Raw genomic sequence first — 24,440 nt, 5'->3', positions numbered from 1 at the left:
ACCGAGTATTACTGAACTGTTTTTTCAGTAATGAAAATGTCGGTCACTTCTCCTTCATCTAACCGATCATTTAAAGCAGTGGCAACTTCCTCTCGAACAAGATCAAGGTTTGTTCTGAAATCTTCACCCTCTAAAACGGTCAACTTTTGAATAATCGCATCATTTATAATGAAATATTCACCTTCTTGAAGTTGCTCACTAGTACTTTGATTATCTGTTACGACTCTAAATTGTATTCTTACAAAACTTCCGTCTGATAAATCGGTTGTAATTTCATTAGTTACAAATGAACTATCTGCCATTTCACTAATCGTTCTTTCACCATCAACGCTCTCATCAAAATCTACATATATCAGCAGTATTATAGCAACTATGCCAATAATAGTTAGAGAGATTAATGTGGTAAGCATAATCTTAATTGGTTTCGTCATTTTCATCAACTACCTTCGCATGGAGATCTATTAATCCAACATTTCTATAGTAATCTGTTGAAAGTTGAATAACCGTTTCCACTGATTCTTGTACAAAATAAGTTTTTCCGTTTGCTAACGAAATAGTCGTATCTGGTAATGCTTGTACCTTTTCTATGTATAAAGCGTTAAGGACAAACGGTTCACCGTTCAGTCTTGTTACATTTATCATATGATGGATTGGGGCTAAACAAAGTTAGCCCCTGCCCCCTTTTATCGTTTTAAGTTAACTAACTCTTGAAGGATTTCATCTGATGTTGTAATGACACGAGTATTGGCTTGGAACCCTCTTTGTGAAGTGATCATTTCTGTGAACTCTTCAGCAAGGTCAACGTTAGACATTTCAAGAGCACCAGCATAAAGGTTGCCTGTACCGCCTTGACCAGGAACATTAAGGTAATCATCTTCTTCACCCATTAAACCTGCATTACCAGTTAGTGCGTAATTGTTCCCACCAACCTTTTCTAATCCTTCCGGGTTTGAGAAGTTTGCTAACATAACTTGGCCAGCCTCCTCTGAGTTACCTTCATCAGAAACGTAATTAACTGTTCCATCAGCGCCCACATTAAAGCTTTGTGCACCTTCAGGAATATTAATTCTACCTGGCTCACCATCAACTTCTCCTACTAAATACTGTCCATTAGAATTAACAATGTAACCATCTTCATCTAAGTAAAAGTTACCTGCACGTGTAAAATTGATTTGGTCACCATCGTTGGGATCAATATCAACTTCTGCACCATCACCGCTAACAGTTCTTTCTGCAACGACAAACATACCATCACCTTCCACCGCTAAGTCTAATGGTCGATCTGTCGTTTGACGATTACCTTGAGTATGAATATTGTCAATACTTCCTGTATTTGAACCTAAACCAACTTGCATCGGATTACGACCACCTAGTTGTCCATCTCCTACTGGTCCAGTTGCACCTTGTGTTGTTTGGCTCATTAAATCAGAAAAAGTTTGGCGCCCTTTCTTATAACCAAATGTATTAACATTGGCGATATTGTTTGAAACAACATCTAACTTGTTTTGGAAACCATTCATACCCGAAATACCTGTATACATTGAACGTAGCATTAAGCTTCATCCTTTCGATTTTAAATACTTTATTATTACTGCTTCTGTCGTTCAGCAGTTCTGTTGGCTTCCTCTCGGTCCAGCCAATTTGTTTATAAAACAATCGTTCCGTTTACGTTTGTAAATAAATGACCTGTCGCTTCTTGACGATCCATTGCTGTTATAATTGTTTCATTTTTTGTACTAGCAAGTAGTATAGCGTCAGACAAAACTACAGCTGAATCTGTAACGCCTTTTTCTTTTGCTTCAGTCATTTTTTGTTCAATTTGTTCCCACTGCTTTTCACTAATTTGGATATTCCGTTCTTCCATACGCTTTTGTGCATGCTTACTTACTTTTACACCTTCGTTAGAGACATTTTCAAAGACCGTTTTAAATGACTCGCCTTGAATAGGTTTACTTTTCGGCTTTGTATTGGCATTCGTAATTGATAAAGGTTGTTGATGTAACCCAGGGTTTATTTTATTCATTTGAATCACCTTCATCATCGACGTTTACTTGGCCGATTTGAGTGACATCTTCAGCACTTATTTCTTCACCATTATCTAAAGAAATGATAATGCCGTCTCCTTCTTTTCTAACCGATTGAACAACTGCGCTTAATTCTTCTTCTAAATTTCCATTATTACTAAATTCACCGTAATTCACAGCTTGTCCAATTAAGTTCGAATATTGCAAGAAGTTGGAGTAACTTTGGTTTTCCATAAATCCCGAAAAGTCACTAGCCATATTTGTCATTTGCTCTAGTTGAGAGAAGGTTGCCATTTGCGCAATAAAATCTTTGTCATCCATTGGGTCTAATGGATCTTGGTTTGTTAACTGTGTCATTAAAATTTGTAAGAAAGCATCTCGTCCAAGTTCATCATTATTTGTCTCACGTGATTGCGACTGTTGATTTAACATTAATGATTCATCTATTTTCACTACTACACCTCCTCTTGGAATAAGTAATCTTTAAAATCAACGGAAGGGTTTTCTTCTTGTTGTTCTTCTTTGTCATCTTCATAAAGTTGCTCATCTGACTCTTCGCTGTCATCTTTTAACTGTTGTTTTGTAAAATCAGTGTTTGTCTGGTCTACTTGACGTTCAATGACAACTTGGTTCGGATGAAACAAATGTCGTAATTGATTCAAATTACTTTCTAACATCTCTTTTGCAGCAGTAGACATCACAGATATTCTAACTGCCATTTGTCCATCAATTTGTGTAAATTGTAATGTCATCTGGCCTAAGTTAGCTGGCTTAAGTTGAATAGTTAAGTTGTTTGTACCATTTGCTCGTCCAAACTGAGTAGACTGAATAATCTTCTGTAGTTGCTCTATAATTTGTTGCTGATTACTCATTTGACTAGACTGACTACTGTTGGCTCGTGATACATGAACTGTAAACTGCTCTAATTTAGACATATTTAACTGCTCAAAGTTAAAGTCTCCATTTCTATTCAACATACTAGATTGTTCTGATCCACTATTCCCCTGACTTAACAAGCCGGGCAATAACTGTTTAATTGAGTTAATGGACTGTTGGCTCGTTTGCTGGTTTTGTATGTTTTCAACTTTACTCTTTATTTGTTGTACTAGTTGAGACCATCTTTCATTTAATTGATTTTGTCCTTGTTGGTTTGCTTGTTGGTGACCAACTAAGTTAGCAACAACTCGTGAAAGCATACGTTCAACTTGCTCTAACTGTTTAAATACGTCATTTGCTTGCGTGGCCCCGCCTTGAATTGTAAGTTGATTATTCATTGATAGATCTAGCATATTAAAGTCGTTGCTCTCATTCTTCACGTTGTCTTGTAGCTCAAAATGGATTTCTGCTAAAAGCTCACCCAAAGTATCAAGTAGATCATAATCTAGATCATCTAAAATACCAGATTTCTCCGTAAGCAACTCCTCTAAACTATTAAGCATTTGCTCAATTTCATCAGAAGATAAAGAAGATACTATATCACCTAAGTTAATCTCGCCATCTTCTATTAATTCTGTTAGTTGAGCTAACAATTTAACAAGGTCTGATTCAGTTAATAACTCTCCATCTAACAGTTCAAGATTAATTCCTTCCATAGAGTCGGCAAACTTATGATCTAAAAAGTTTTTGAAATCGGTAGACTCTTGTTGTTTAACCGCATTTTGCTTAGAAAAGTTTTGAGGTTGCATCATTGGCATCAATGCCATCATCCCGTTCATCTTTTCACCCCCTTTCAAGTAATCGCTCTAGTTAGTTGGAACGTTGAATTAGTGAGTTAGTAAAGCTTGCTGCAGTTTCTGAATCCATTTCGCTAAGAATTTCACCACGCTCATCATCGTTTAACTCTTCCAAGACGTCTAATGCAATTTCGGTTTCCATTTCAACAATTATGTCAGCTGCATGACTTGCAACCATTTCAGAAAATGATCTTGTTAGCTTCTCAACTGCTTCTGACTGAGATAATCTTGTTTGTTCTTGTGATTCTAGCTGTTGCTGCAACGTATTAATCTCTTCTGTTAAATTATCAACTTCTTGATCTTTAGTTGTTAATTGAGACTCTAAATCATGTATAGTAGCTTCTTGGTCTTGGACAGTAGCTTCATAACTTGCGATTTCCTCTTGCAAACGTTCTTCTTCTGGATCGTCTATAAATGATGAAACGACAGGGACTTTACTGCCATATTCCTGCATAGCTTGGAAAGGATTAATACCAGCTATTGTTGTTACGACCATCACTAAAGTAATAGCAAATACAATTGGTATTACAATAACGTATATAAACCATTGCCACTTATTTTTCTCTTCATACCTTTGTTCTTTAGCCATCTCATCACCTATTTAGCTCTTGAATATTGTTGAACTGCTATTTCATCTATAAAAGATGCTTCAATCTGTTTGTTAAGTAACCTTTGTTTCTCTACCTTATGATCTTTTAACTTCTCAAACTTTTTTAACTCACGATAAGCTTCTTCAACAGCTTCTTGTTTTTTATACATATTGACTCTAGCTTGGTGCACTTTCTTTTGTAAGTTACTCTCTTGTTGTTGAACTGAATCAATATAGTGATGAAAGTTGTTTAAATAAGCAATTGAAGCACCTTTTGAAAGTTGGCTTTCGTATTGGCCTTCAATATTTTCCTTCGATTTAAGCAATTCATAAAGCTTCGTTGCTTCGGATTCAAAATGTTCAACAGCAAGGTTATACTGTTTCTGTGTTTGATCCATTTCTTCTTCTTTAATTTGAATCATTTTTTCATAAGTCTTTAGATCACTCACTAAGCATCACCATTCTGTTCAAAAATTTGTTTTAATTGATTAAAACTATCATCTGATTTAATAGACTCCGTCATCGGTTGAGCCAAAAACTCCATTATTTTAGGCTGATAATAAATAGCTTCATCAACTTTTGCTGATGACCCTTTTTTATATGCGCCGATCTGAATCAATTCCTTATTTTCTTCAAAAGTGGCTATTAATGAACGGACGTGGTGACTAAGTTGTAAATGCTCTTGACTTACAATTTTCTGCATTAAACGACTAACTGACTTCATAATATTAATCGCTGGGTATTGACCTTGTTCTGCCAGTTGTCGATCTAAAACTAAATGTCCATCAAGTAAACCTCTTACAGCGTCTGAAATTGGTTCATCCATGTCATCTCCATCTACTAAGACCGTGTAAAATGCTGTTATACTTCCCTTCTCACCGGGTCCCGTTCTTTCTAAGAGCCTTGGTAGAAGAGCAAAAACACTAGGTGTATAACCTTTAGTTGTTGGTGGTTCACCACTAGCAAGACCTAATTCACGTTGGGCCATCGCAATTCTTGTGAGAGAATCCATCATTAAATTAACGTGGTAGCCTTGGTCACGGAAAAACTCACTAATTGCAGTCGCTGTATAAGCACCCTTAATTCTTTGTAACGCGGGTTGGTCTGAAGTGGCAACTACTATAATGGATCGTCTTAATCCTTCTTCACCGAGTTCATGTTCAATAAATTCTCTAACTTCACGTCCACGTTCACCGAGTAATGCAAAAACATTCACTTCAGCATCACTGTTTTTTGCTAGCATTCCTAGCAATGTACTTTTACCAACACCACTTCCGGCAAATATCCCCATTCTTTGTCCACGGCCAACCGTTACACAATTATCAATGGCTTTAATGCCAGTTGAAACTATTTCATCTATTGGCGGCCTGCTTAATGGGTTAGGTGGTTCACTTTCCACTCCATATGGCTCCATACCATTAGGAATGTTGCGATGATCAATAGGTTCTCCTAATCCATTTAATACTCTACCTATTAGTTGTTCTCCAACCTCAACAGTTAAAGAACGGTTAGATGATTCTACTAAGCTATCAGGTCCAATCATATTGGTTTGTTCATAAGGCATTAATAAAACATGTTGGTCTTGAAAGCCGACAACTTCGGCTTGAACATAGTCTCTCTTAGATCGATCAGTATATATGTAGCAAACATCACCTATATTCGCTTCAGGCCCTTTTGATTCAATTAAAAGACCTACGCTTCGATTAACACGTCCATAACGCTTAACAATATCCGCTTGTCTAATTTGTTCTAGCACGTGTTCAATACTCACTCGTCATATACTCCTTCTCATATGCTCCCAACACATTTTTGAGCTGACTTAACTTAGTATCTATTGAAGTATCAATTTGTCCATTTCTCGTCTCAATAATGCAGTCATTTCTATTTAATTCTTTGTTTGGATAAATAGATAATGTATGTTCACTATTCATAAGAGATAGCAGATCCACTTTGTAATCCAATAGAAGTTCATATTGACTAACATGGACATAAACTTTAATTTCTTCCTGGTCAGACACTTCGTCTATCACATTTTTTACTACATGTTTAAATATTTCTGGTTCTTCATTTAACTTCGATTGAATTATTTTCTCTGAAGCTTCTAAAGCAATTTTTACAATGTCATCTTCAGCAGATTGCAATTTGATTTGATACTCTTGTTTAGACAGATCAATTATTTTTTCAGCTTCATTAATTAACTCACCATAATCTTGTTCAGCCTTTTGTTGTCCTAATTGGTAACCTTCATCGTAGCCTTTCTGTGACGCCCTTTCGAAGATTTCTTGCTTTTCCAACTCTAGCTGTTCTTTTTCTTTTGTGATTTGTTGCCGGGTTTGTTCGAGTAATTTGTTCGCTTCATCCTCAGCTTGCTTAAGCTTGTCATCAGCAGCGTTTAGCTTTTTAGTTAATTCTTGTTGCAAGTCCTCATGTTGGTCTTTATTTTCATTTTCCTCTACATGAGTGTTTTCTGAGCGACCAATAGGTTTAACTTGTATAGTTTTAGGCTTAACGACTTTTGTAGATTGATATAGATTAGACAATGATGTCATCACCTCCGCCACGGGCGATTACGATTTCTCCCATTTCTTCTAATCGTCGAATCGTACCAACGATTCTAGTTTGTGCTTCCTCAACATCCTTCAGGCGTACAGGACCCATGAATTCAATTTCTTCTTTCATCGTCTCTGACATACGAGCAGACATATTTTTAAAGAGTACGTCTTTAACTTCATCACTAGCTACTTTTAAAGCTAGCATTAAATCTTCATTTTCAGTGTCACGTATAATTCTTTGAATGGCTCGGTTATCTAAGGTAACTATATCTTCAAATACAAACATTCTCTTCTTAATTTCTTCTGCTAATTCAGGGTCTTGTATCTCTAGGTCATCTAAGATGGTACGTTCAGTCGTACGGTCAACGCTGTTAAGTATATTAACGATTGATTCAACCCCACCTGTTTCTGTGTAATCTTGAGTTACGGTTGTTGAAAGCTTCTTTTCTAGCAAATGTTCAACTTCATTAACGATATCAGGCGATGTTGAATCCATGACCGCTACTCTTCTAGCTATGTCAGACTGAGCATCCTCGGGTAGTGAAGATAGAATTTGGGATGCTTGCTCTGGCTCCAAGTATGATAAAACTAAAGCTATCGTTTGAGGATGCTCATTTTGAATGAAGTTATAAATTTGATTAGGATCTGCTTTTCTAGCAAAATCAAAAGGTCTTACTTGTAATGTAGATGTTAAGCGTTCAACAATTTTATTTGCTTGTTCATCACCTAAAGCCTTTTCCAAAACTGTCTTAGCATAATTAATACCACCTTGAGCAATGTAATCTTGCGCGATTGCTATTTGGTGAAACTCATCCATGATTTCATCTTTTTGTGCTGAATCAACTTTTTTAACTGATGAGATCTCTAATGTTAATTCTTCAATCTCTTCTTCTGTTAAATGTTTGTAGACTTCAGCTGAAACATCTGGTCCTAATGAGATAAGGAGTGCTGCTGCTTTTTGTTTACCTGATAAATCTCTTTTTTGTGCTGTCAATTTAATCTCCTCCCTTACTCATCAATCCACGAACGTAATAATTTTGCAAAATCTTCTGGTTTATCTTTCGCCATTTGTTCAAGTTGCTTCCTTCTAACATCAGATTCTGATTCTACTTGTTCTATTGAGTAATCAACATCTGAAGTTTCAAGTTGTTCCTCTACAACTTCCTTAGTTCCATCTTCATTCTTATTTCGGACCAGCATAAAGATTAATACGATAATGATTAGGATTAGTATTGCTCCTAGAACGTATAACCAAGTCGGAATTGGAGTTGTAGGGCTTTCAAATTCTGGTACTCCAGAAAACTCTTGAAAGACAATGGATACTTTATCCGCAGGCTCTACTACTTCTGGTTCACCTGGGACTGACGTTTGAATTATTGAAGCTAGTATAGATTGAATATCTTCTTCAACCGCTAATTGCTCTTGTTCTGAAAGCTGGATGATTTCTCCGCCTTCTTCAACTGTATTATCAACCGCTACTTGGATTCCTAGATCCCTAATTTCATAAGGGCTTTCTACAATCTCACTTCTAGCACGGTTGAATTCATTGTTAATAGTTTCACGAACATTTTCGTATTGTGTAACTTCTTCTCCGTCTTCTATAACTGCTGGCAAGTTCGGTACGTCTGCTTCACCATCAACTAATCCTGACCCATCGTATCCAGTATACGTTTCAGTTACTCGGTCAACGCTGACTGGTAACCCTTCCATCGTATCCATATCTACAGGTTCAACAATCTCTTCAACTCTATTTTCTTGAGAGAAATCGATATCAGATGTAACTGATACAACAACTTTTTCTTGACCAATCATTGTTCCAAGTAGTTGTTGGACTCTTCTTTGTATGTCACGTTCTATATCTTTCCTAATTTCTTGATGTTGTGCATATGTATTCGTTGCGCCACCTGATGTATTTTCCAAATCATAATACTCAAAGTGTTGGTTCATAATTACAATGTTTTCTGGCTCTAAGTTTGGTACAGCTCGTGATACTAAGTGATAAAGACTTTGAATTTGATTTTGATCAAAGTTTTGACCATAGTCTGTGTTTATGACAATAGAAGCAGAAGAGTCTCCAACATCATCTGCTACAAAAACTGTCTCTTGAGCTTGGTTAATTAAAACATTGGCATCCGATATACCAGAAATATTACTAATTAGATTGGACAACTCTGTCTGAAGAGCATCTAGTTCAATGATTTGTCTTTCTTCATCCGTCATACCCCATGAAACGTTCTCACTAAAGAAGGAATAGTCAATATTTCCGCTATTCGGCATTCCTTGAGCTGCCAACTCGACCAAAAGCTCATCAGATTGACTTTCTGGCACTAATATTGTCGTGCCACCATGTTCGATTTCATGTGATACCCCTCTACTTTGTAATTCATCACGGAGTTCACCAGCTTCTTCTAAGCTTAAGTTGCTATATAACGGAACCATTTTAGGTGAGCTAGCCAATACTGTTATTGAAATTAATAACACTAGTACTGCTAGCACCCCTCCGATCATGATTGACTTTTGAGGGTTTGTTCTAGTCTGCCAAAATTCTGTTATTTTTTTTCGATATTGTTGCACTGTCTCATTCATTGTAGTCCTCCGACTTCAGAAAAACTTCATAGTTTTGCATGATAAATTATAGTTGCATTCTCATAACTTCTTGGTAAGCTTCAATCGCTTTATTTTGAATCTCAGTTGCAGTCTGTAAAGTTACACTTGCTTTTTCTGCAGAGATCATTACATTATGTAGATCTTGTGCCTCTCCATTAATAAGGGCATTAGTTTGGGCATTTGATTCTTGTTGAGTTTTGTTCACTTCGTTAATAGCATTTTTTAGCTCGTTCGCAAAACTTTGCTGAACTTCACTAGCAGTTGCGGTATTGCCTTGCTTACTATTTGATGCTATTTGATTCATGCCTGTTGAGAAAATATTAGATTCAATCGGTTTCAAAGTTGATCACCTTACCTTCCAATTTCAAGTGATTTCATTAACATACCTTTCGATGCATTCAAAGCCGTTACATTAGCTTCATATGACCTAGATGTTGACATTAAATCTAGCATTTCTTTTAATGGGTCAACGTTAGGCATTTGAACATATCCATTTTCATCTGAATCAGGGTGTGATGGATTATAAACTTGCTCAAATGGGGATTGGTCTTCCTCCACTGAATCCACTCGCACACCTGAACCAGGATTACTCGATCTGTTCATCGATTTTTGTAAAAACGAATTAAAATTTGCATCCCTAGGTTCTGTTGAAACTAGCTTCCTTCGATAAGGTTCCCACTCTCCATCTTCGTTCAATTGTGCTCTAGTTGTATCAGCATTCGCTAAATTGGAAGAAACGACATCCATCTTAAATCTGTTAGCTGTTAGAGCACTCGCATTTGTATTCATCCCATGAAAAATTGTCAAAGTTATCTACCTCCTACAACTGATTTAATAGAACTGAACTTACCATTTATTCTCTCAGTTAATGCTTCATAATAAAGTTGGTTTTTAGCTAACTCACTCATTTCTCGATCAATATCAACACTGTTACCATTATTGTTATATGTAACATCTTGTCGTGCAGTAACAGAATAAGGACGGTCGCCATTTGAAAAAGGCAAATGGCGATCATTTGATCTTTTTGCTTCTAAGCCCGCAGACTCTAAGTGATCCTTAAAAGATACTTGCTTTGCCTTATAATTTGGCGTGTCAACATTCGCTATATTATGACCGATTGTTTGGTTTTTTACAGAGGAATAATCAAGACCTTTTTGTAAGTTTTGGATCGTACCATCAAATAATTTCATTCGACCCCCACCTTTTAATTATTTGTAACGAAATATTTAGATTAGAGATTGCTATAATTTTCTTATATTATTACATAAATTCGCAAAAAATGACACAACTCCTCTAAACATTTTGGTTTTTATGTCGATATAAAGCAAATTTTGTACTTTTGACCTAGTCATAAAGTCACGATATTATACCATTATATAGTTTTAAGATCTCCTGCTTCTTTATTTTGCTGCTATAGATAAATATTGGTAAATCTATTATAGTTTTATGAAAAACACATCTTATTTAATTAATGCACAAAAAAGCCCGGACGAAAAAGTTTGAATTCGTTCGGGCTCTATTTTATCTAAAATATTAAAATGCACTTTTTTTGTAATTCACAGCTAACCACTTAATGAATTTAGCGCAAAAAAAAGAGGTGCATTTCAGCACCTCTTAATGTTTATTACATAATGTTAATTTTCTCAAGCTCTACTAAAAACTTGTTATTCAACACTTTAATATACGTTCCTTTCATACCTAACGAACGTGATTCAATTACACCAGCACTTTCTAATTTACGTAGTGCATTTACAATTACTGAACGTGTAATTCCAACACGGTCAGCTACTTTACTAGCAACTAATAGACCTTCATTGCCATCTAATTCGTTAAAGATATGTTCAATCGCTTCAAGCTCGCTGTATGACAATGAATTAATCGCCATTTGAACAACTGCTTTACTACGAGCTTCTTCTTCAATTTGTTCAGTCTTTTGATGAAGAATCTCCATTCCAACTACTGTCGCACCATATTCAGCTAATAATAAGTCATCATTATCAAATGATTCTTCAATACGACTTAAAATTAATGTACCTAAGCGCTCACCGCCACCAATAATTGGCGTGATCGTTGTTAAACCATTTTTGAATAGTTCCTTATTTTCAACTGGGAATGCCGTATACTCACTATTTATATCAATATTAGCTGTTGTTTCATTAATATTAAATAGGTTATTCGTATACTCTTCAGGAAATTGTCTTTCTTCTAACATTGATTTCATTCTTTCGTTTTCAATCTCTTGTTTAACTGCAAACCCTAATAGTTTACCTTTACGGCTTAATACGAAGGTGTTTGCTTCAATAACATCCCTTAATGTTCCTGACATATCATTGAAGTTTACCGCCTTTCCTTGCGTCTTTTGTAACATTGCATTAATTACTCTTGTTCTTTCTAATAAATTCATTTAAATTCCTCCTATAAGATGTACTCTGATAAATCTTTATTTTTAACGATCGTCGATAGTTTTTCATCTACATAATTTTTAGTTATTTCGATCGTTTCCATCATAATTTCTGGCGCTTCAAAGGAAAGGTCTTCTAGTAACTTTTCCATAATGGTGTGTAATCTTCTAGCCCCAATATTGTCTGTTTCCTGATTTACCTCGTATGCTATTTCCGCTATGCGGTAAATCGCCTCGTCTGTGAACGTAACTTTAATCCCTTCAGTTTCAAGTAATGCCGTATATTGTTTAATAATAGCATTAGATGGCTCTGTTAAGATGTTTACAAAGTCTTCGATTAATAATTTGTTTAACTCGACTCTGATCGGGAAACGCCCCTGTAATTCTGGTATTAGGTCAGACGGTTTAGCCATATGGAATGCACCAGCAGCTATAAATAACATATAGTCCGTTTTGACAGATCCATATTTTGTAACAATCGTTGACCCTTCAACAATTGGTAAAATATCACGCTGTACGCCTTCGCGAGACACGTTCGCTTGCTTCTCATCTTTACCACACACTTTATCAATTTCATCAATAAAGATTATGCCAGATTGTTCAGCTTGTTCAATAGCTAATTGATGAACTTCATCCATGTCGATTAATTTTTCTGCTTCAACTTGCGTTAAGACTTCGCGCGCTTCTTTAACCGGTAACTTTCGTTTTTTTGATTTCTTAGGCATCAATTGGCTGAATGCATCTTGCATGTTCATTCCCATTTGTTCCATACCCGAACCTTGTAACATGTCAAACATTGACGATTGTTGCTCTTCTACTTCAATCGAAACAATTTGTTCCTCAAGTTGCCCTTGTTCTAATTGTTCCTTCACTCTTCTTCTTCGATCTGCTTGGTCAGCTTCTTCCTCATTATCATCATCTGTTTGATCTGGCTGCTGATTAAAAAACATTTCAAGCGGATTTTTCATTTGTGTTTGCTTTTTCTTACTAGGAACAAGTAGTTCTACCAGTCGTTGATTTGCTGACTCACGAGCTTGAGTTTGCACTTCTAGCATTTTCTCCTCACGAACCATTCTGACACTTGTATCGACTAAGTCACGAACCATCGATTCAACATCTCTTCCTACATAGCCCACTTCCGTAAACTTAGTTGCTTCTACTTTAGTAAATGGCGCCCCTACTAACTTTGCTAACCTACGAGCCAATTCAGTCTTACCAACCCCTGTTGGTCCAATCATCAATATGTTTTTAGGGACAATTTCATCGCGCATGTCATCAGATAGCTTCATTCTTCTATATCGGTTTCTTAACGCTACAGCTAAAGCTTTTTTAGCATCTGATTGACCAATAATGTACCGATTTAATTGTTCTACTATTTGTTTTGGCGTTGCTTTTGTACTCATGAATGAGAGTCTCCTTTGTCATTCAAAGTCTCTAACACTATTTCATTATTTGTATAGACACAAACTTCACCGGCAATTTCTAGTGCTGCTTTAGCAATGCTAGCTGCCGTTTGGTTTTCACTGTAACGCTTAAGCGCTCGACCAGCACTTAAAGCATAATGACCACCTGATCCAATTGCTAAAATATCGTCATCAGGCTCTATGACTTCACCTGTACCAGACACTAATAACATTTGATCGTTGTTCATGACGATCAACATCGCCTCTAAACGTCTTAATACTTTATCACTTCGCCACTCTTTAGCAAGTTCAACCGCAGAACGGCTTAAGTTGCCATTATACTTCTCTAAATTAGCTTCAAACTTCTCAAATAAAGTAAAAGCGTCAGCAACTGACCCAGCAAAGCCAGCAACTACTTGCCCGTTAAATAATTTGCGAACTTTTTTAGCTTTATGTTTCATCACAACGGCATTTCCAAACGTCACTTGTCCATCACCTGTCATTGCTGCTTCACCGTTGTGTCTAACTGCAAAAATTGTTGTTGCATGAAATGACTGCTCCACTGTCATCCCCTCTTTCCTCACGCTCTTGGATGAGCATTTTTATAAATGTTTTGTAAGTAGTCTTTAGTTACGTGTGTATATATTTGCGTTGACGACAAACTTTCGTGCCCAAGCATCTCTTGTACGGACCTCATATCTGCTCCTTCATTAAGTAAATGAGTCGCAAAGGTATGACGTAATTTATGAGGATGGATTGAGCTTGTTAGCGCAGCTCTTTTCATCATGTCATTTAATATGTATCTGACACCCTCATCAGTAAGTGGTGTACCACGAAAGTTAACAAATAACTGATCGATCTCTTCTTTGCTTTTGGAAATCAATTCTTTGCGACCGTCTTCGATGTATTCTTTCACTGCAGTTTGAGCATAAGCTCCGAATGGAACATATCGTTCTTTGTTCCCTTTACCGTGAACTAGAATTGTACTAAGTGTATAATCTATATCTGTTAACTTTATTTGAACTAATTCGCTGACACGAATCCCTGTCGCATAGAGAATTTCAATTAATGCTTGGTTTCTTTGGCCTAACGGTTGACTGCAGTCTTCTACATTAAACAGACGCTCTAATTCTTCTGCATAGAAAAACTGCGGGATTTTTTTATCCCTTTTTGGCATTGAAACGTATTCAATCGGGTTATGTTCTACAATACTTTCTTTTTCTAAATAATAATAGAATGTGCGTAAACTTGATAACTTTCTAGAAGCAGAAACCCGAGATAAACCTGCGTTATAAAGTTCAGTTAAGTAAAGTCTTATATCGGAGTGGGTAACAGCATTAAAATGGCTAATAACTTCTTTTGATAAAAACAGATTGAACTGTTGAAGATCAGCAACATATTGATTGACGGTGTGCGGGGAGGCATTTCTTTCGACAATTAAAAACTGTCTAAATTGATTGATTAAATTATCCGTGTTCACCTTCATATCCCTCCACTACTAAAACGATTAAATTTTATCAAACTTTTCGGAATAATACAACAATTTTCACATATATGTCATAAATAATTTAGTAATGGGTTTTTACTCAGCGAACATTCCAGTCCTACCAATGGTAAATTGTATAAGAATAAAAATTGTGTGTCAATTTACACACCTTGACTATCTACATGTTTCACAAATTGTATACAAAATATTCAATTTTAATTTAAAAATTTGTAATAATTAAAAAGATGAACCAACTTTTGTTAGCTCATCTTTCAACAACCTACTATTGTTGTACACTTTCAGCATAATCACAATCTGTACATTTAACCTGAACACCTTTTTTCTGTTTCTTCTCAACGAGTAAGGAAGAACATTTAGGGCAAGGTCGTTCAATCGGCTTATCCCAAGAAACAAATTCGCACTCTGGGTATTGATCGCAACCGTAAAATGTACGCCTCTTCTTGCTTTTACGCTCAACTACATTACCATCTTTACAACTCGGACATTTAACGCCAATTTCCTTAAGAATTGGTTTTGTATTTCGACAATCCGGGAAGTTGGAACAAGCTAAAAACTTGCCGTAACGTCCCATTTTATAAACCATTTCGTGACCGCATTTCTCACAGTCTTCACCAGCTGGTTCATCTTTTACTTCAATCTTTTCAATTTCTTCTTCTGCTTTGTCTAAGCGCTTTTGAAAATCTTGGTAGAAGTTGTCAATAATGTTTCTCCATTGTTGACCTCCTTCTTCTACACCGTCGAGATTATTTTCCATATCTACAGTGAACTTAACGTTAATAATTTCTGGGAAGTACTGCTCTAACAGTTCAATTACAATCGTCCCTAGTTCTGTAGGTACAAATCTCTTGTTATCCAAAGCCACATACCCTCTGCGTTGAACCGTATCTAGTGTTGGTGCATACGTAGATGGCCTTCCGATCCCTTTTTCTTCTAAGGTCCTTACAAGTCTCGCCTCAGTATATCGAGGAGGTGGCTGTGTAAAGTGTTGATTAGGTGTGATATCTTTCGCTTTAACCTTCTCACCTTCTTCTAGTGGGGGAAGGACTTTTTGTTCATCCTTTTTCTGATCGTCACTGCCTTCAATGTAAAGCTCCATAAAACCTTTAAATTTAATTTGAGAACCCGTTGCTCTAAATTCCACACCTTGATTCATTAAGTGTGCTGTCACTGTGTCTAGAACAGCAGGAGCCATTTGACTGGCAATAAAACGATCCCAAATCAATTTATACAATTTAAATTGATCATTAGACAATTTCGGTTTAATCGTCTGAGGGTCTTTATGAATAACTGTAGGTCTGATCGCTTCGTGTGCATCTTGTGAACGTTCGTCTTTCTTTGCTTTACCCTGCTTTTTTCCAAGGTGATCCTCACCGAATTTAGCTTTAATTAGATCAGCTGCTTCACCTTTAGCAGTATCTGATATACGAGTGGAGTCTGTTCTCATGTAAGTAATTAAACCTGTTGTACCATCTTTTCCACCTAAGTCAATTCCTTCGTATAACTGCTGCGCAACCATCATTGTTTTCTTCGCGCGGAAATTCAATTTACGAAACGCTTCCTGCTGAAGAGATGACGTTATAAATGGTGCTGCTGGATTTCTTTTACGTTCACGTTTATTTACCTTTTGTACTGTGAATTCGTCTCCTTCAAGACGGTCCAACACTTTCTGCACATCTTGTTCATTTTTTAATTCTACTTTATCGCCGTCTGTTCCATAAAATTTAGCTTCGAACTTTCTACGCTTATGTGTAAAAGCACCTGTAATCGACCAGTATTCTTCTGGGATAAAGTTTTTAATCTCATTCTCACGGTCAATTATTAATTTAACAGCGACCGATTGTACACGACCAGCACTTAATCCTTTTTTAACTTTTTTCCATAATAAAGGACTAATGTTATAACCGACGAGTCGATCTAACACACGTCTAGCTTGCTGGGCATTAACTAATTTCATATCCACTTCTCGTGGTTCTTTAAAAGACTCTTTAATCGCATCTTTTGTAATTTCGTTGAATACGACACGACATTTTGCACCTTCTTCAATACCAAGACTATGTGCTAAGTGCCAAGCAATCGCTTCACCTTCGCGATCGGGGTCGGCTGCAAGATAGACTTTCTTTGCTTTTTTCGCTGACTTCTTTAAGTCATTTAAAACAGGCCCTTTACCGCGAATAGTAATATAGCGAGGCTCAAAGTTATTCTCAACATCAACGCCCATTTGACTTTTTGGTAAGTCAATAACGTGTCCCATAGATGCTTTAACTTTATATTTTTTCCCTAAGTATCGTTCAATTGTTTTCGCTTTTGCTGGAGATTCTACTATAACTAAATAATCTGACATTCACCAATTCCTCCTACGAGGTATATTTCTTTTTTTGTATGTTTGGTTTCACAAAATCGTTAACCATTAATCTCATTCATTATTAAATAACTTAATATCGTTTGTCAAACTTATATACGAAAAATTGTTCGACAAAGTTTATGTTTTTAACATGATTTTGTCTAATACAATACACGAAAATTAAAATGATGCAAACTTTTTTCATATAATTAAAACTTATTATGTTGGTAAATTAAAGGTAATATCATCCGCTGTCGTAACTGGTGTAGCACCATCTTTTATTAATGAGTGACAACCTTTGGCTTGCTCTAAAAATATTGAATCTGGAATAACAAACACTTCTTTACCTTGCTCTAAAGCTTGATCTGCTGTTATTAACGTACCACTTCGTTCTGCAGCTTCAATAATTAATGTGCCAAGTGATAAACCACTTATAAGCCTATTTCGTTCTGGGAAATGCCATTTTTGAGGTTTTTGGTGTGGTGGATATTCCGAGAGCAACAACCCTTTTTGAGCAATAGATTGAAATAAAGTGCGATGTTTTGCGGGGTAAATATGATTAAAACCAAATCCTAACACCGCTATTGTTTTACCTCCGTGATCTAACGCATATTGATGACTCATACCGTCAATACCATCAGCTAAACCACTTACTATGGTTAGAGATTGATTAATTAAAGGGTTTAAAATGTGATTGATCTTTCTATAAGCTTGCTGTGAAGGTTTTCTAGTTCCAATAACACTAATCATTGGACTGTGTAGTAGTGATAAGTCACCTTTGTAGTAGAGTACAAGTGGGGGATCGGGGATAAACCTAAACGATTCAGGATACTGTGGGTCAAACCAAGTGAAAACAGAGGTTTGTTTGAATTGTTGCCATATTAGTCGCTTAAATGCTTCATCATGTATCTTTTTATAAATTTTGTGAGAATCTATTAATGAAAGGTTTAAATGCTTTGAGAGGATTTGTGGTGTTGCTTGAAGAATACCGTCGAAGTGATCATGCTCACAGATGTATTGAAATAAGTGCCTTCGTTTTACTTCTTTAAATTGACTAAAAATATAAAGGATAAATGAGTCTTTAACATTCAAGAACGTTCACCCCCTAAAATTCTATTAAATAAGCTGGGTTTAGGAGAACCTAAACCCAACTTAATAAATTTAATTAATGAGTTTTACACTTGTCGTATAAACCATTTTCTTTAAGTACTTCGATCATTGTGTCGCCCATATCTGATGGTGTAGGAGCAACTTTAATACCGCACTCATTCATAACGCGGATTTTTTCGTCTGCTGTACCTTTACCACCTGAAATGATCGCACCAGCGTGACCCATACGTTTTCCTGGAGGAGCTGTTGCACCACCAATGAATCCTACAACTGGTTTGTCCATATGATCATTAACCCATTCAGCTGCTTCCTCTTCTGCAGTACCACCGATCTCACCGATCATAATAACTGCATGCGTTTCAGGATCTTCGTTGAATGCTTTTAATGAATCAATGAAGTCTGTACCGTTTACAGGGTCTCCACCAATACCTACAGCTGTAGATTGACCGAAACCTTGCTCAGATAGCTGATGTACAGCCTCATAAGTTAATGTACCAGAGCGAGAAACAACACCGATGTGTCCTTTCTTATGGATGTATCCTGGCATAATACCAATTTTACATTCATCTGGCGTAATAACACCTGGGCAGTTAGGTCCTACTAAGCGAGTTTTCTTACCTTCCATGTAACGCTTAACTTTAACCATATCCATTACTGGAATATGTTCAGTAATACAGATAACTAAGTCTAACTCTGCATCTACTGCTTCCATGATCGCATCTGCAGCGAATGGTGCAGGTACATAAACAACAGAAGCATTAGCGCCAGTTTCTTGTACTGCATCGTCAACTGTGTTAAATACAGGTACACCTTCTACTTCTGTACCACCTTTTTTAGGTGTTACACCACCGACGATTTGTGTACCGTATTCAAGCATTTGCTTTGTGTGGAAAAGCGCTGTTCCACCAGTAATACCTTGAACAATAACTTTTGTGTCTTTATTAATAAAAACGCTCATTTTAGTCCGTCCTTTCTTATTTTACTAGAGATACAATCTTCTCAGCACCATCAGCCATTGAATCTGCTGATGTGATGTTTAAGCCTGATTCGTCTAGAATCTTCTTGCCTAGTTCAACATTTGTACCTTCTAGACGAACTACAAGTGGAATTTCTAAACCTACTTGCTTCGTAGCTTCAACAACACCTTCAGCGATGACGTCACACTTCATGATACCACCGAAGATATTAACTAAAATTCCTTGTACACTGTCATCGGACAAAATGATCTTAAATGCTTCAGTAACTTTTTCAGCAGTTGCACCGCCACCTACGTCTAAGAAGTTAGCTGGTTCGCCGCCATAGTGCTTAATAATATCCATCGTTGCCATAGCAAGGCCTGCACCGTTAACCATACAACCGATATTACCGTCTAAAGCGATATAGCTTAAGTCATGCTTAGATGCTTCGATCTCTTTATCATCTTCTTCATCTAAGTCACGGAACTCAACAATGTCCTTATGACGGAATAGTGCGTTATCATCGAAGTTTAGCTTAGCGTCTAATGCTAATACTTCACCGTCACCAGTTGTTACAAGTGGGTTAATTTCTGCGATTGAGCAATCTTTTTCAACAAATAGTTGATATAAGCTCATCATGAATTTAACTGCTTTACCTAGTAACTCATCAGGAATGTTTAAATTGAAAGCTAAACGTCTAGCTTGGAAAGGAGTAAGACCAGTCACAGGGTCAATTACTTCTTTGAAGATCTTTTCAGGTGTTTCTTCTGCAACCTCTTCGATTTCAGTTCCACCTTCTTCAGATCCCATCATTACAACGCGAGAAGTCGCGCGGTCTAAAACAAGACCTAAGTAATATTCGTTTTGAATGTCACAACCTTCTTCGACTAAAAGGCGCTTAACCTCTTTACCTTCTGGCCCTGTTTGGTGAGTGACTAATGTTTTGCCTAAAATTTCGTTAGCATAGTCACGTACTTCATCTGTGTTCTTAGCGATTTTTACACCGCCAGCATTACCACGCCCACCAGCGTGAATCTGCGCTTTTACAACTGATACGCTTGAACCTAATTCTTTAGCCGCATCTACTGCTTCATCAACAGAGAACGCTACTTTACTATTAGGTACAGCAACGTTGTAAGAACGGAAAATTTCCTTCGCTTGGTACTCATGAATGTTCATGTTACATCCTCCCATCAAAAAGTCACTGCAATATACTAATTAATTAAAACCACACCTTGTTTATTATACATGAAAATTGTCACAATCAAAAGAACCTTAGATTGTTTTCGTGAAATTTTTAGTAGTTTTTGTCTAATTGATAAATAAACGCAAAAACTTCAGCTACTGCTTGATACAAATCTTCAGGAATTTTTTCATTTATATTTAATTCTCCCATTAATTCCATTAAAGCTGGATCTTCATAAACAGGCACTTCATGCTCTCCTGCTCGTGTTAAAATCTCTTCAGCAATTAACCCTTTTCCTTTAGCGATCACTTCAGGTGCATCATTCTCCGCTTCATCATAACGTAAAGCGATTGCTTCTTTTCGTTTATAACGTTCATTCATACGCGAAAGTCAACCCCTTTATATGCCGTTTGAGCTTGTTCCACTTCACTGTTAGAAATCGATTCAATTATTTCTTCTTTTAAAGGTTTAACCTCAATCGACTGCAGGTCATAACCTTTTTGATCAAGATTGAGGTTTAACATTGATTCCATACTGTGTACAAGCGGTGATAACACTTGAGGAGATTCATGAAAAATTGAAAGGGATACATCCCCGTATTTCACATGCATATCAATAACTGTGTCTTTTAAATTCGGCAGACTTAAATAAAACATAACACGACAATTTTTCGGATGAATTGAACCATCAGACTGCTTCTGCCCTTCAAAATCCATCCATAAATCTTCATTTAGTCCGAACATCTCTTTTGGAAAATGCGCTGAAAACTGCATCCATTCTCGACTACTATCTTGTAATGATAAATGAATCCCTTGTAACATTTGATTCATTTGTTGAAAAGGCTCTGATTGTACAACCTGGCCACTAACTGTACTAAGTAATGTTTGCATCGTTGGGTAATCTTGAGCACGGATTATAGCTTCATTTTGAGTTAAGTGCATAAAACTTTGCAATTGTTGCATCACTTGAGCCATATTAGTCGATGATGTAGGTTGATTAAATACCGTTTGCCAAACGTTTAAAGCTCTGAATTGTTGTTGCTCCACTTGAGTTGACAACATTTGCGTCAAGTTTCGAATTAACTGTTCACCCTGTTCAGAACTTAACAGTTGCTGTAATGAACTAACTTGATTTTGTTGTAGCATCTGGGCTACCTGTTGCATCATTTGTTGTTGTGCAGGGGGAAGGTTGTTTTGGACTTGGTTAAATACACTTGATTGACTGAAATTTGCCAAGAAATTCAATCGATCAGCACCTTGTAAACTACTTAACTGATAAATAAATCGAGCTAACAATTTTTGAGACCGTTCTCCACCCGCTAACTGATTATTAGCTAAGTTAGCTAGTCCATCTTGCAATCCTTGAGCGCTTATATTGAAGGGTAGATTTACATTTTGTGTTTGCAAACCATTATTCCCTAACTGAAAGCTTACTTGATTCGTTTGTGCCCAAGATGTCCAAGTGTTAGACCATTGGTTGTAACTAACTTGTGAGCTAATGACACCTGCTTTTTGTAATAATTGAAAAGTTGTTTCTGATCCACGACCAATTTCAGTTAAAATTTGATGCGTTAAATGGGCCATGATTTGTTGATTCGATTGACCTCTTCCATTAACGGCATTTAAATATAAGCTTAGCTGCGCTTGCTCATTAGTAAGAGAAGCGTTTTGTGCTAATTGAGATTGCATTTGACTGACCGTTTGATTAAATGACATTGGTTGATTAATCCGTTGGTCAACCGCCCTAAATGTTTGTTCCGTTAACGGAAAGTTTCTAGATAGCATTTCTCTTAAAACCGCATCACTATTGTCAGAGCCTAATTGTGCAAGTTGTAATAAGTTACTAACATTCTGTTGTGTTACTGGTAATTGATCGCGAATGAACCCTGCCAACATCATTTGTTGTTGTCTACCTGCTTGTTGTCCGGTTGCTTCAAGTAAAGCGCGAGCAGCATCATTTGGCGTTCTAACGACTTCTTCACTTACAACTTGTAAATGTATGTATGGACTCGTTTGATTCACTTGCATTAAATAATTTTGATTGGCTTGAAGATTCGCACTTAATTGAGCGACAACTTGTTGTTGCCCAATACGGACCATTGCTTTTTGGTCAGGAAAAAACTTCATGATACGACCGGAAACGACTTGTCCATCTCGTAACGATAAATTTGAGGAACCCGATTCTCTCACTCTAATCGATTGAAATACTTTGTTGATTTCCGCCATATCATTCACGCCTTTTGAACTTAAATTTTGTACAACGAAACAGGATTAAATGACATTCTGTGATAAGGAGTCGGTCCATGCTGTTCTAACGCTTTCAAATGGTTTGCAGTGCCGTACCCCATATTGCGATTAAACTCAAATGAAGGAAACTCTTTCCCAGCTTCAACCATTAAACGATCTCGTGTCACTTTTGCTACAATACTACCAGCGGCAATGGAGACACTTTTTTGATCCCCTTTAATTAACGACTGTTGCGGTGCTTGAAGCCCTTCTAGCTTCATGGCATCTAACAAATAATAATCAGCATTAACTTCCATATCGTCTATTGCTAGCTTCATCGCCTTTTTAGAAGCTTCATATATATTGATCTCATCTATTGTCTGACTATCAACTATACCAATCCCAACTGCTCTAGCACACTTTAAAATCGTCTCGTAAAATTGGTTTCGTTTTAATTCAGATATCTTTTTCGAGTCATTGATCCCAATTAAAGATTCATCACGCGGATCTAAAATAACCGAAGCTGCTACAACAGGGCCAGCTAAAGGACCCCTTCCAACTTCATCTATTCCAGCTACAGAATAATAACCTTTTGATTTTAACTGATATTCATAAACTTTCATTTGTTCATATTGTTCTTTAAGCTGTCGTTCTTTCTCTAACTTTTGATCATATTGTTGTAGTAACTTTTGAACACCCGTTCGTTCATCTTGTCGTAAGACTTTTATATCTTCATGTGTTAAACCGTCGTTTTGTAACTGTTGTTTTATTTCGCTTATCGTTCCCCGTGTGTTCTTCACTTTGTGTTTTCCCCTTCTACTTCTTATATCGACAAATAATAGTAAAAACTAAAGACTTACTTAATCAAAAGTCACGTTACCTAAATGACCTTGCCTTAAATCACGGATAATAACGTCGGCTACTTGATCATAATCGATCATCCCACCAGACATTAAACATCCTCTCTTTTTACCAATGGCATCAAACCACTCCACAATATCTTCACTTTCAATATTTAAAGTTGGGTAACGTTCAAGCAATGCTTCAGCATAGTGTTCTTTGAAATACCTTAATATATATACCGCTATGTCGTCCAAATGCAATATTTGGTCTTTAATTGTTCCGATTGCAGCTAATTTATAACCGACTTCTTCATCTTCAAATTTCGGCCATAAAATCCCTGGTGTATCAAGTAATTCAAACTCACCATGAACTCGAATCCACTGTTGTTGTCTCGTAACACCTGGTTGATCACCTGTTTTTGCTTGTTTCTTATTCGCCAAACGGTTAATTAATGTAGACTTCCCTACGTTAGGGATTCCTAAAATCATCGCTCTTAATGACCTTGGGTTAATCCCTTTTTCTTTCCGTCTTTCGTTTATTTTCTCACTAATAACCTTTGTTTGTTTAATAATCTTCTTTATGTCTTCCTTGTTGTTTACATCGATCGCAAGTGCATATTTACCTTCGCTTTCAAAGTAATCAACCCATTGTTGAGTTAGCTTAGAGTCAGCTAAGTCACTTTTCATAAGTAAGACAAGTTTCTGTTTGTCATCAGTTACTTCTTGAAGCATCGGGTTTTGGCTTGAAAAAGGAGCCCTTGCATCGACTAACTCAACTATTAAATCCACTAACTTTAAGTTCTCTTCAACTTCGCGTTTCGCTTTTGCCATATGTCCTGGAAACCATTGTATTGTCAATTTGATCACCTCTATGTCTATCTTAACCATTTCGAGTCTTTAAGATAAAGTATTATGTAGTCTTTATAACGTAAAAAAAGAGCCTGACTGAACGTCAAGCTCTTTT

Annotated in this window: 27 protein-coding genes; all 27 read right to left on the bottom strand. The window is 36.6% G+C overall.

Features of this window, described 5'->3' with window-relative positions; translation table 11 throughout:
* Window positions 1–8 precede the first annotated feature (8 nt).
* Window positions 9–431 carry a flagellar basal body-associated FliL family protein gene (locus tag AHA02nite_RS03490; RefSeq protein ID WP_146814435.1) on the bottom strand — a complete coding sequence of 141 codons (423 nt, stop codon included), beginning with the start codon at window positions 429–431 and terminating at the stop codon, window positions 9–11.
* The gene (locus AHA02nite_RS03485) at window positions 415–642 is read right to left on the bottom strand and encodes a flagellar FlbD family protein (protein WP_146814433.1); all 228 of its coding nucleotides are present in this window, start codon (window positions 640–642) and stop codon (window positions 415–417) included. The genes AHA02nite_RS03490 and AHA02nite_RS03485 overlap by 17 nt, the downstream gene beginning before the upstream one ends.
* 41 nt (window positions 643–683) lie before the next feature.
* Complete coding sequence (flgG, locus tag AHA02nite_RS03480; RefSeq protein WP_146814431.1) at window positions 684–1,553, bottom strand: flagellar basal body rod protein FlgG; 870 nt, start codon at window positions 1,551–1,553, stop codon at window positions 684–686.
* Between the two features lie 92 nt (window positions 1,554–1,645).
* A complete protein-coding gene (locus AHA02nite_RS03475; protein ID WP_146814429.1) occupies window positions 1,646–2,023 on the bottom strand; it encodes a TIGR02530 family flagellar biosynthesis protein in 378 nt (125 codons plus the stop codon).
* A complete protein-coding gene (gene flgD, locus AHA02nite_RS03470) occupies window positions 2,016–2,477 on the bottom strand; it encodes a flagellar hook assembly protein FlgD (RefSeq protein WP_246118802.1) in 462 nt (153 codons plus the stop codon). The genes AHA02nite_RS03475 and flgD overlap by 8 nt, the downstream gene beginning before the upstream one ends.
* A 2-nt stretch (window positions 2,478–2,479) precedes the next feature.
* On the bottom strand, window positions 2,480–3,739 hold the full coding sequence (locus AHA02nite_RS03465; RefSeq protein WP_146814427.1) for a flagellar hook-length control protein FliK: 1,260 nt from the start codon (window positions 3,737–3,739) through the stop codon (window positions 2,480–2,482).
* 31 nt (window positions 3,740–3,770) lie between these two features.
* Window positions 3,771–4,346: a magnesium transporter MgtE N-terminal domain-containing protein gene (locus AHA02nite_RS03460; RefSeq protein ID WP_146814426.1), complete on the bottom strand. Its 576-nt coding sequence runs from the start codon at window positions 4,344–4,346 to the stop codon at window positions 3,771–3,773.
* A gap of 8 nt (window positions 4,347–4,354) precedes the next feature.
* Entirely contained in the window at window positions 4,355–4,795 is a 441-nt protein-coding gene (fliJ, locus tag AHA02nite_RS03455) for a flagellar export protein FliJ (RefSeq protein WP_146814424.1), read from the bottom strand.
* Window positions 4,795–6,117, bottom strand: coding sequence for a flagellar protein export ATPase FliI (gene fliI / locus AHA02nite_RS03450; RefSeq protein WP_146814422.1), 1,323 nt, complete (start codon window positions 6,115–6,117; stop codon window positions 4,795–4,797). Before fliI ends, fliJ begins: the two co-directional genes overlap by 1 nt.
* Entirely contained in the window at window positions 6,107–6,886 is a 780-nt protein-coding gene (gene fliH / locus AHA02nite_RS03445) for a flagellar assembly protein FliH (RefSeq protein ID WP_170235960.1), read from the bottom strand. Before fliH ends, fliI begins: the two co-directional genes overlap by 11 nt.
* Complete coding sequence (fliG, locus tag AHA02nite_RS03440; protein WP_146814418.1) at window positions 6,879–7,892, bottom strand: flagellar motor switch protein FliG; 1,014 nt, start codon at window positions 7,890–7,892, stop codon at window positions 6,879–6,881. Before fliG ends, fliH begins: the two co-directional genes overlap by 8 nt.
* A 14-nt stretch (window positions 7,893–7,906) precedes the next feature.
* Window positions 7,907–9,484: a flagellar basal-body MS-ring/collar protein FliF gene (fliF, locus tag AHA02nite_RS03435; protein ID WP_146814417.1), complete on the bottom strand. Its 1,578-nt coding sequence runs from the start codon at window positions 9,482–9,484 to the stop codon at window positions 7,907–7,909.
* A gap of 46 nt (window positions 9,485–9,530) precedes the next feature.
* Window positions 9,531–9,809, bottom strand: a complete 279-nt coding sequence (gene fliE / locus AHA02nite_RS03430) for a flagellar hook-basal body complex protein FliE (protein ID WP_246118806.1) — start codon at window positions 9,807–9,809, stop codon at window positions 9,531–9,533.
* Between the two features lie 47 nt (window positions 9,810–9,856).
* Complete coding sequence (gene flgC, locus AHA02nite_RS03425) at window positions 9,857–10,312, bottom strand: flagellar basal body rod protein FlgC (protein WP_146814413.1); 456 nt, start codon at window positions 10,310–10,312, stop codon at window positions 9,857–9,859.
* A 2-nt stretch (window positions 10,313–10,314) separates the two neighbouring features.
* Window positions 10,315–10,695, bottom strand: a complete 381-nt coding sequence (gene flgB / locus AHA02nite_RS03420) for a flagellar basal body rod protein FlgB (RefSeq protein ID WP_146814411.1) — start codon at window positions 10,693–10,695, stop codon at window positions 10,315–10,317.
* Window positions 10,696–11,129: 434 nt separating this feature from the next.
* Window positions 11,130–11,909, bottom strand: coding sequence for a GTP-sensing pleiotropic transcriptional regulator CodY (gene codY, locus AHA02nite_RS03415; RefSeq protein WP_146814409.1), 780 nt, complete (start codon window positions 11,907–11,909; stop codon window positions 11,130–11,132).
* 11 nt (window positions 11,910–11,920) lie between these two features.
* Window positions 11,921–13,309, bottom strand: a complete 1,389-nt coding sequence (gene hslU / locus AHA02nite_RS03410; RefSeq protein ID WP_146814407.1) for an ATP-dependent protease ATPase subunit HslU — start codon at window positions 13,307–13,309, stop codon at window positions 11,921–11,923.
* On the bottom strand, window positions 13,306–13,878 hold the full coding sequence (gene hslV / locus AHA02nite_RS03405; protein WP_146814405.1) for an ATP-dependent protease subunit HslV: 573 nt from the start codon (window positions 13,876–13,878) through the stop codon (window positions 13,306–13,308). The genes hslU and hslV overlap by 4 nt, the downstream gene beginning before the upstream one ends.
* Window positions 13,879–13,889: 11 nt before the next feature.
* Window positions 13,890–14,795: a tyrosine recombinase XerC gene (gene xerC / locus AHA02nite_RS03400; protein ID WP_170235959.1), complete on the bottom strand. Its 906-nt coding sequence runs from the start codon at window positions 14,793–14,795 to the stop codon at window positions 13,890–13,892.
* 283 nt (window positions 14,796–15,078) lie between these two features.
* Window positions 15,079–17,157, bottom strand: a complete 2,079-nt coding sequence (gene topA, locus AHA02nite_RS03395; RefSeq protein WP_146814401.1) for a type I DNA topoisomerase — start codon at window positions 17,155–17,157, stop codon at window positions 15,079–15,081.
* Between the two features lie 219 nt (window positions 17,158–17,376).
* Complete coding sequence (dprA, locus tag AHA02nite_RS03390; protein WP_246118801.1) at window positions 17,377–18,249, bottom strand: DNA-processing protein DprA; 873 nt, start codon at window positions 18,247–18,249, stop codon at window positions 17,377–17,379.
* Between the two features lie 73 nt (window positions 18,250–18,322).
* The gene (sucD, locus tag AHA02nite_RS03385; protein WP_146814399.1) at window positions 18,323–19,225 is read right to left on the bottom strand and encodes a succinate--CoA ligase subunit alpha; all 903 of its coding nucleotides are present in this window, start codon (window positions 19,223–19,225) and stop codon (window positions 18,323–18,325) included.
* A 16-nt stretch (window positions 19,226–19,241) separates the two neighbouring features.
* Window positions 19,242–20,402 carry an ADP-forming succinate--CoA ligase subunit beta gene (gene sucC, locus AHA02nite_RS03380; protein WP_146814397.1) on the bottom strand — a complete coding sequence of 387 codons (1,161 nt, stop codon included), beginning with the start codon at window positions 20,400–20,402 and terminating at the stop codon, window positions 19,242–19,244.
* A 118-nt stretch (window positions 20,403–20,520) separates the two neighbouring features.
* Window positions 20,521–20,790, bottom strand: a complete 270-nt coding sequence (locus AHA02nite_RS03375) for an EscU/YscU/HrcU family type III secretion system export apparatus switch protein (RefSeq protein ID WP_146814395.1) — start codon at window positions 20,788–20,790, stop codon at window positions 20,521–20,523.
* Complete coding sequence (locus AHA02nite_RS03370) at window positions 20,787–22,634, bottom strand: hypothetical protein (RefSeq protein ID WP_146814393.1); 1,848 nt, start codon at window positions 22,632–22,634, stop codon at window positions 20,787–20,789. The genes AHA02nite_RS03375 and AHA02nite_RS03370 overlap by 4 nt, the downstream gene beginning before the upstream one ends.
* A 20-nt stretch (window positions 22,635–22,654) precedes the next feature.
* A complete protein-coding gene (locus tag AHA02nite_RS03365) occupies window positions 22,655–23,434 on the bottom strand; it encodes a ribonuclease HII (protein ID WP_146814391.1) in 780 nt (259 codons plus the stop codon).
* A gap of 60 nt (window positions 23,435–23,494) precedes the next feature.
* Entirely contained in the window at window positions 23,495–24,334 is an 840-nt protein-coding gene (ylqF, locus tag AHA02nite_RS03360; RefSeq protein WP_146814389.1) for a ribosome biogenesis GTPase YlqF, read from the bottom strand.
* Window positions 24,335–24,440 lie beyond the last annotated feature (106 nt).

The sequence above is a fragment of the Alkalibacillus haloalkaliphilus genome, assembly GCF_007991275.1.
Taxonomy (GTDB): domain Bacteria; phylum Bacillota; class Bacilli; order Bacillales; family Alkalibacillaceae; genus Alkalibacillus; species Alkalibacillus haloalkaliphilus.
This window is presented reverse-complemented; position numbering and strand designations above follow the sequence as displayed.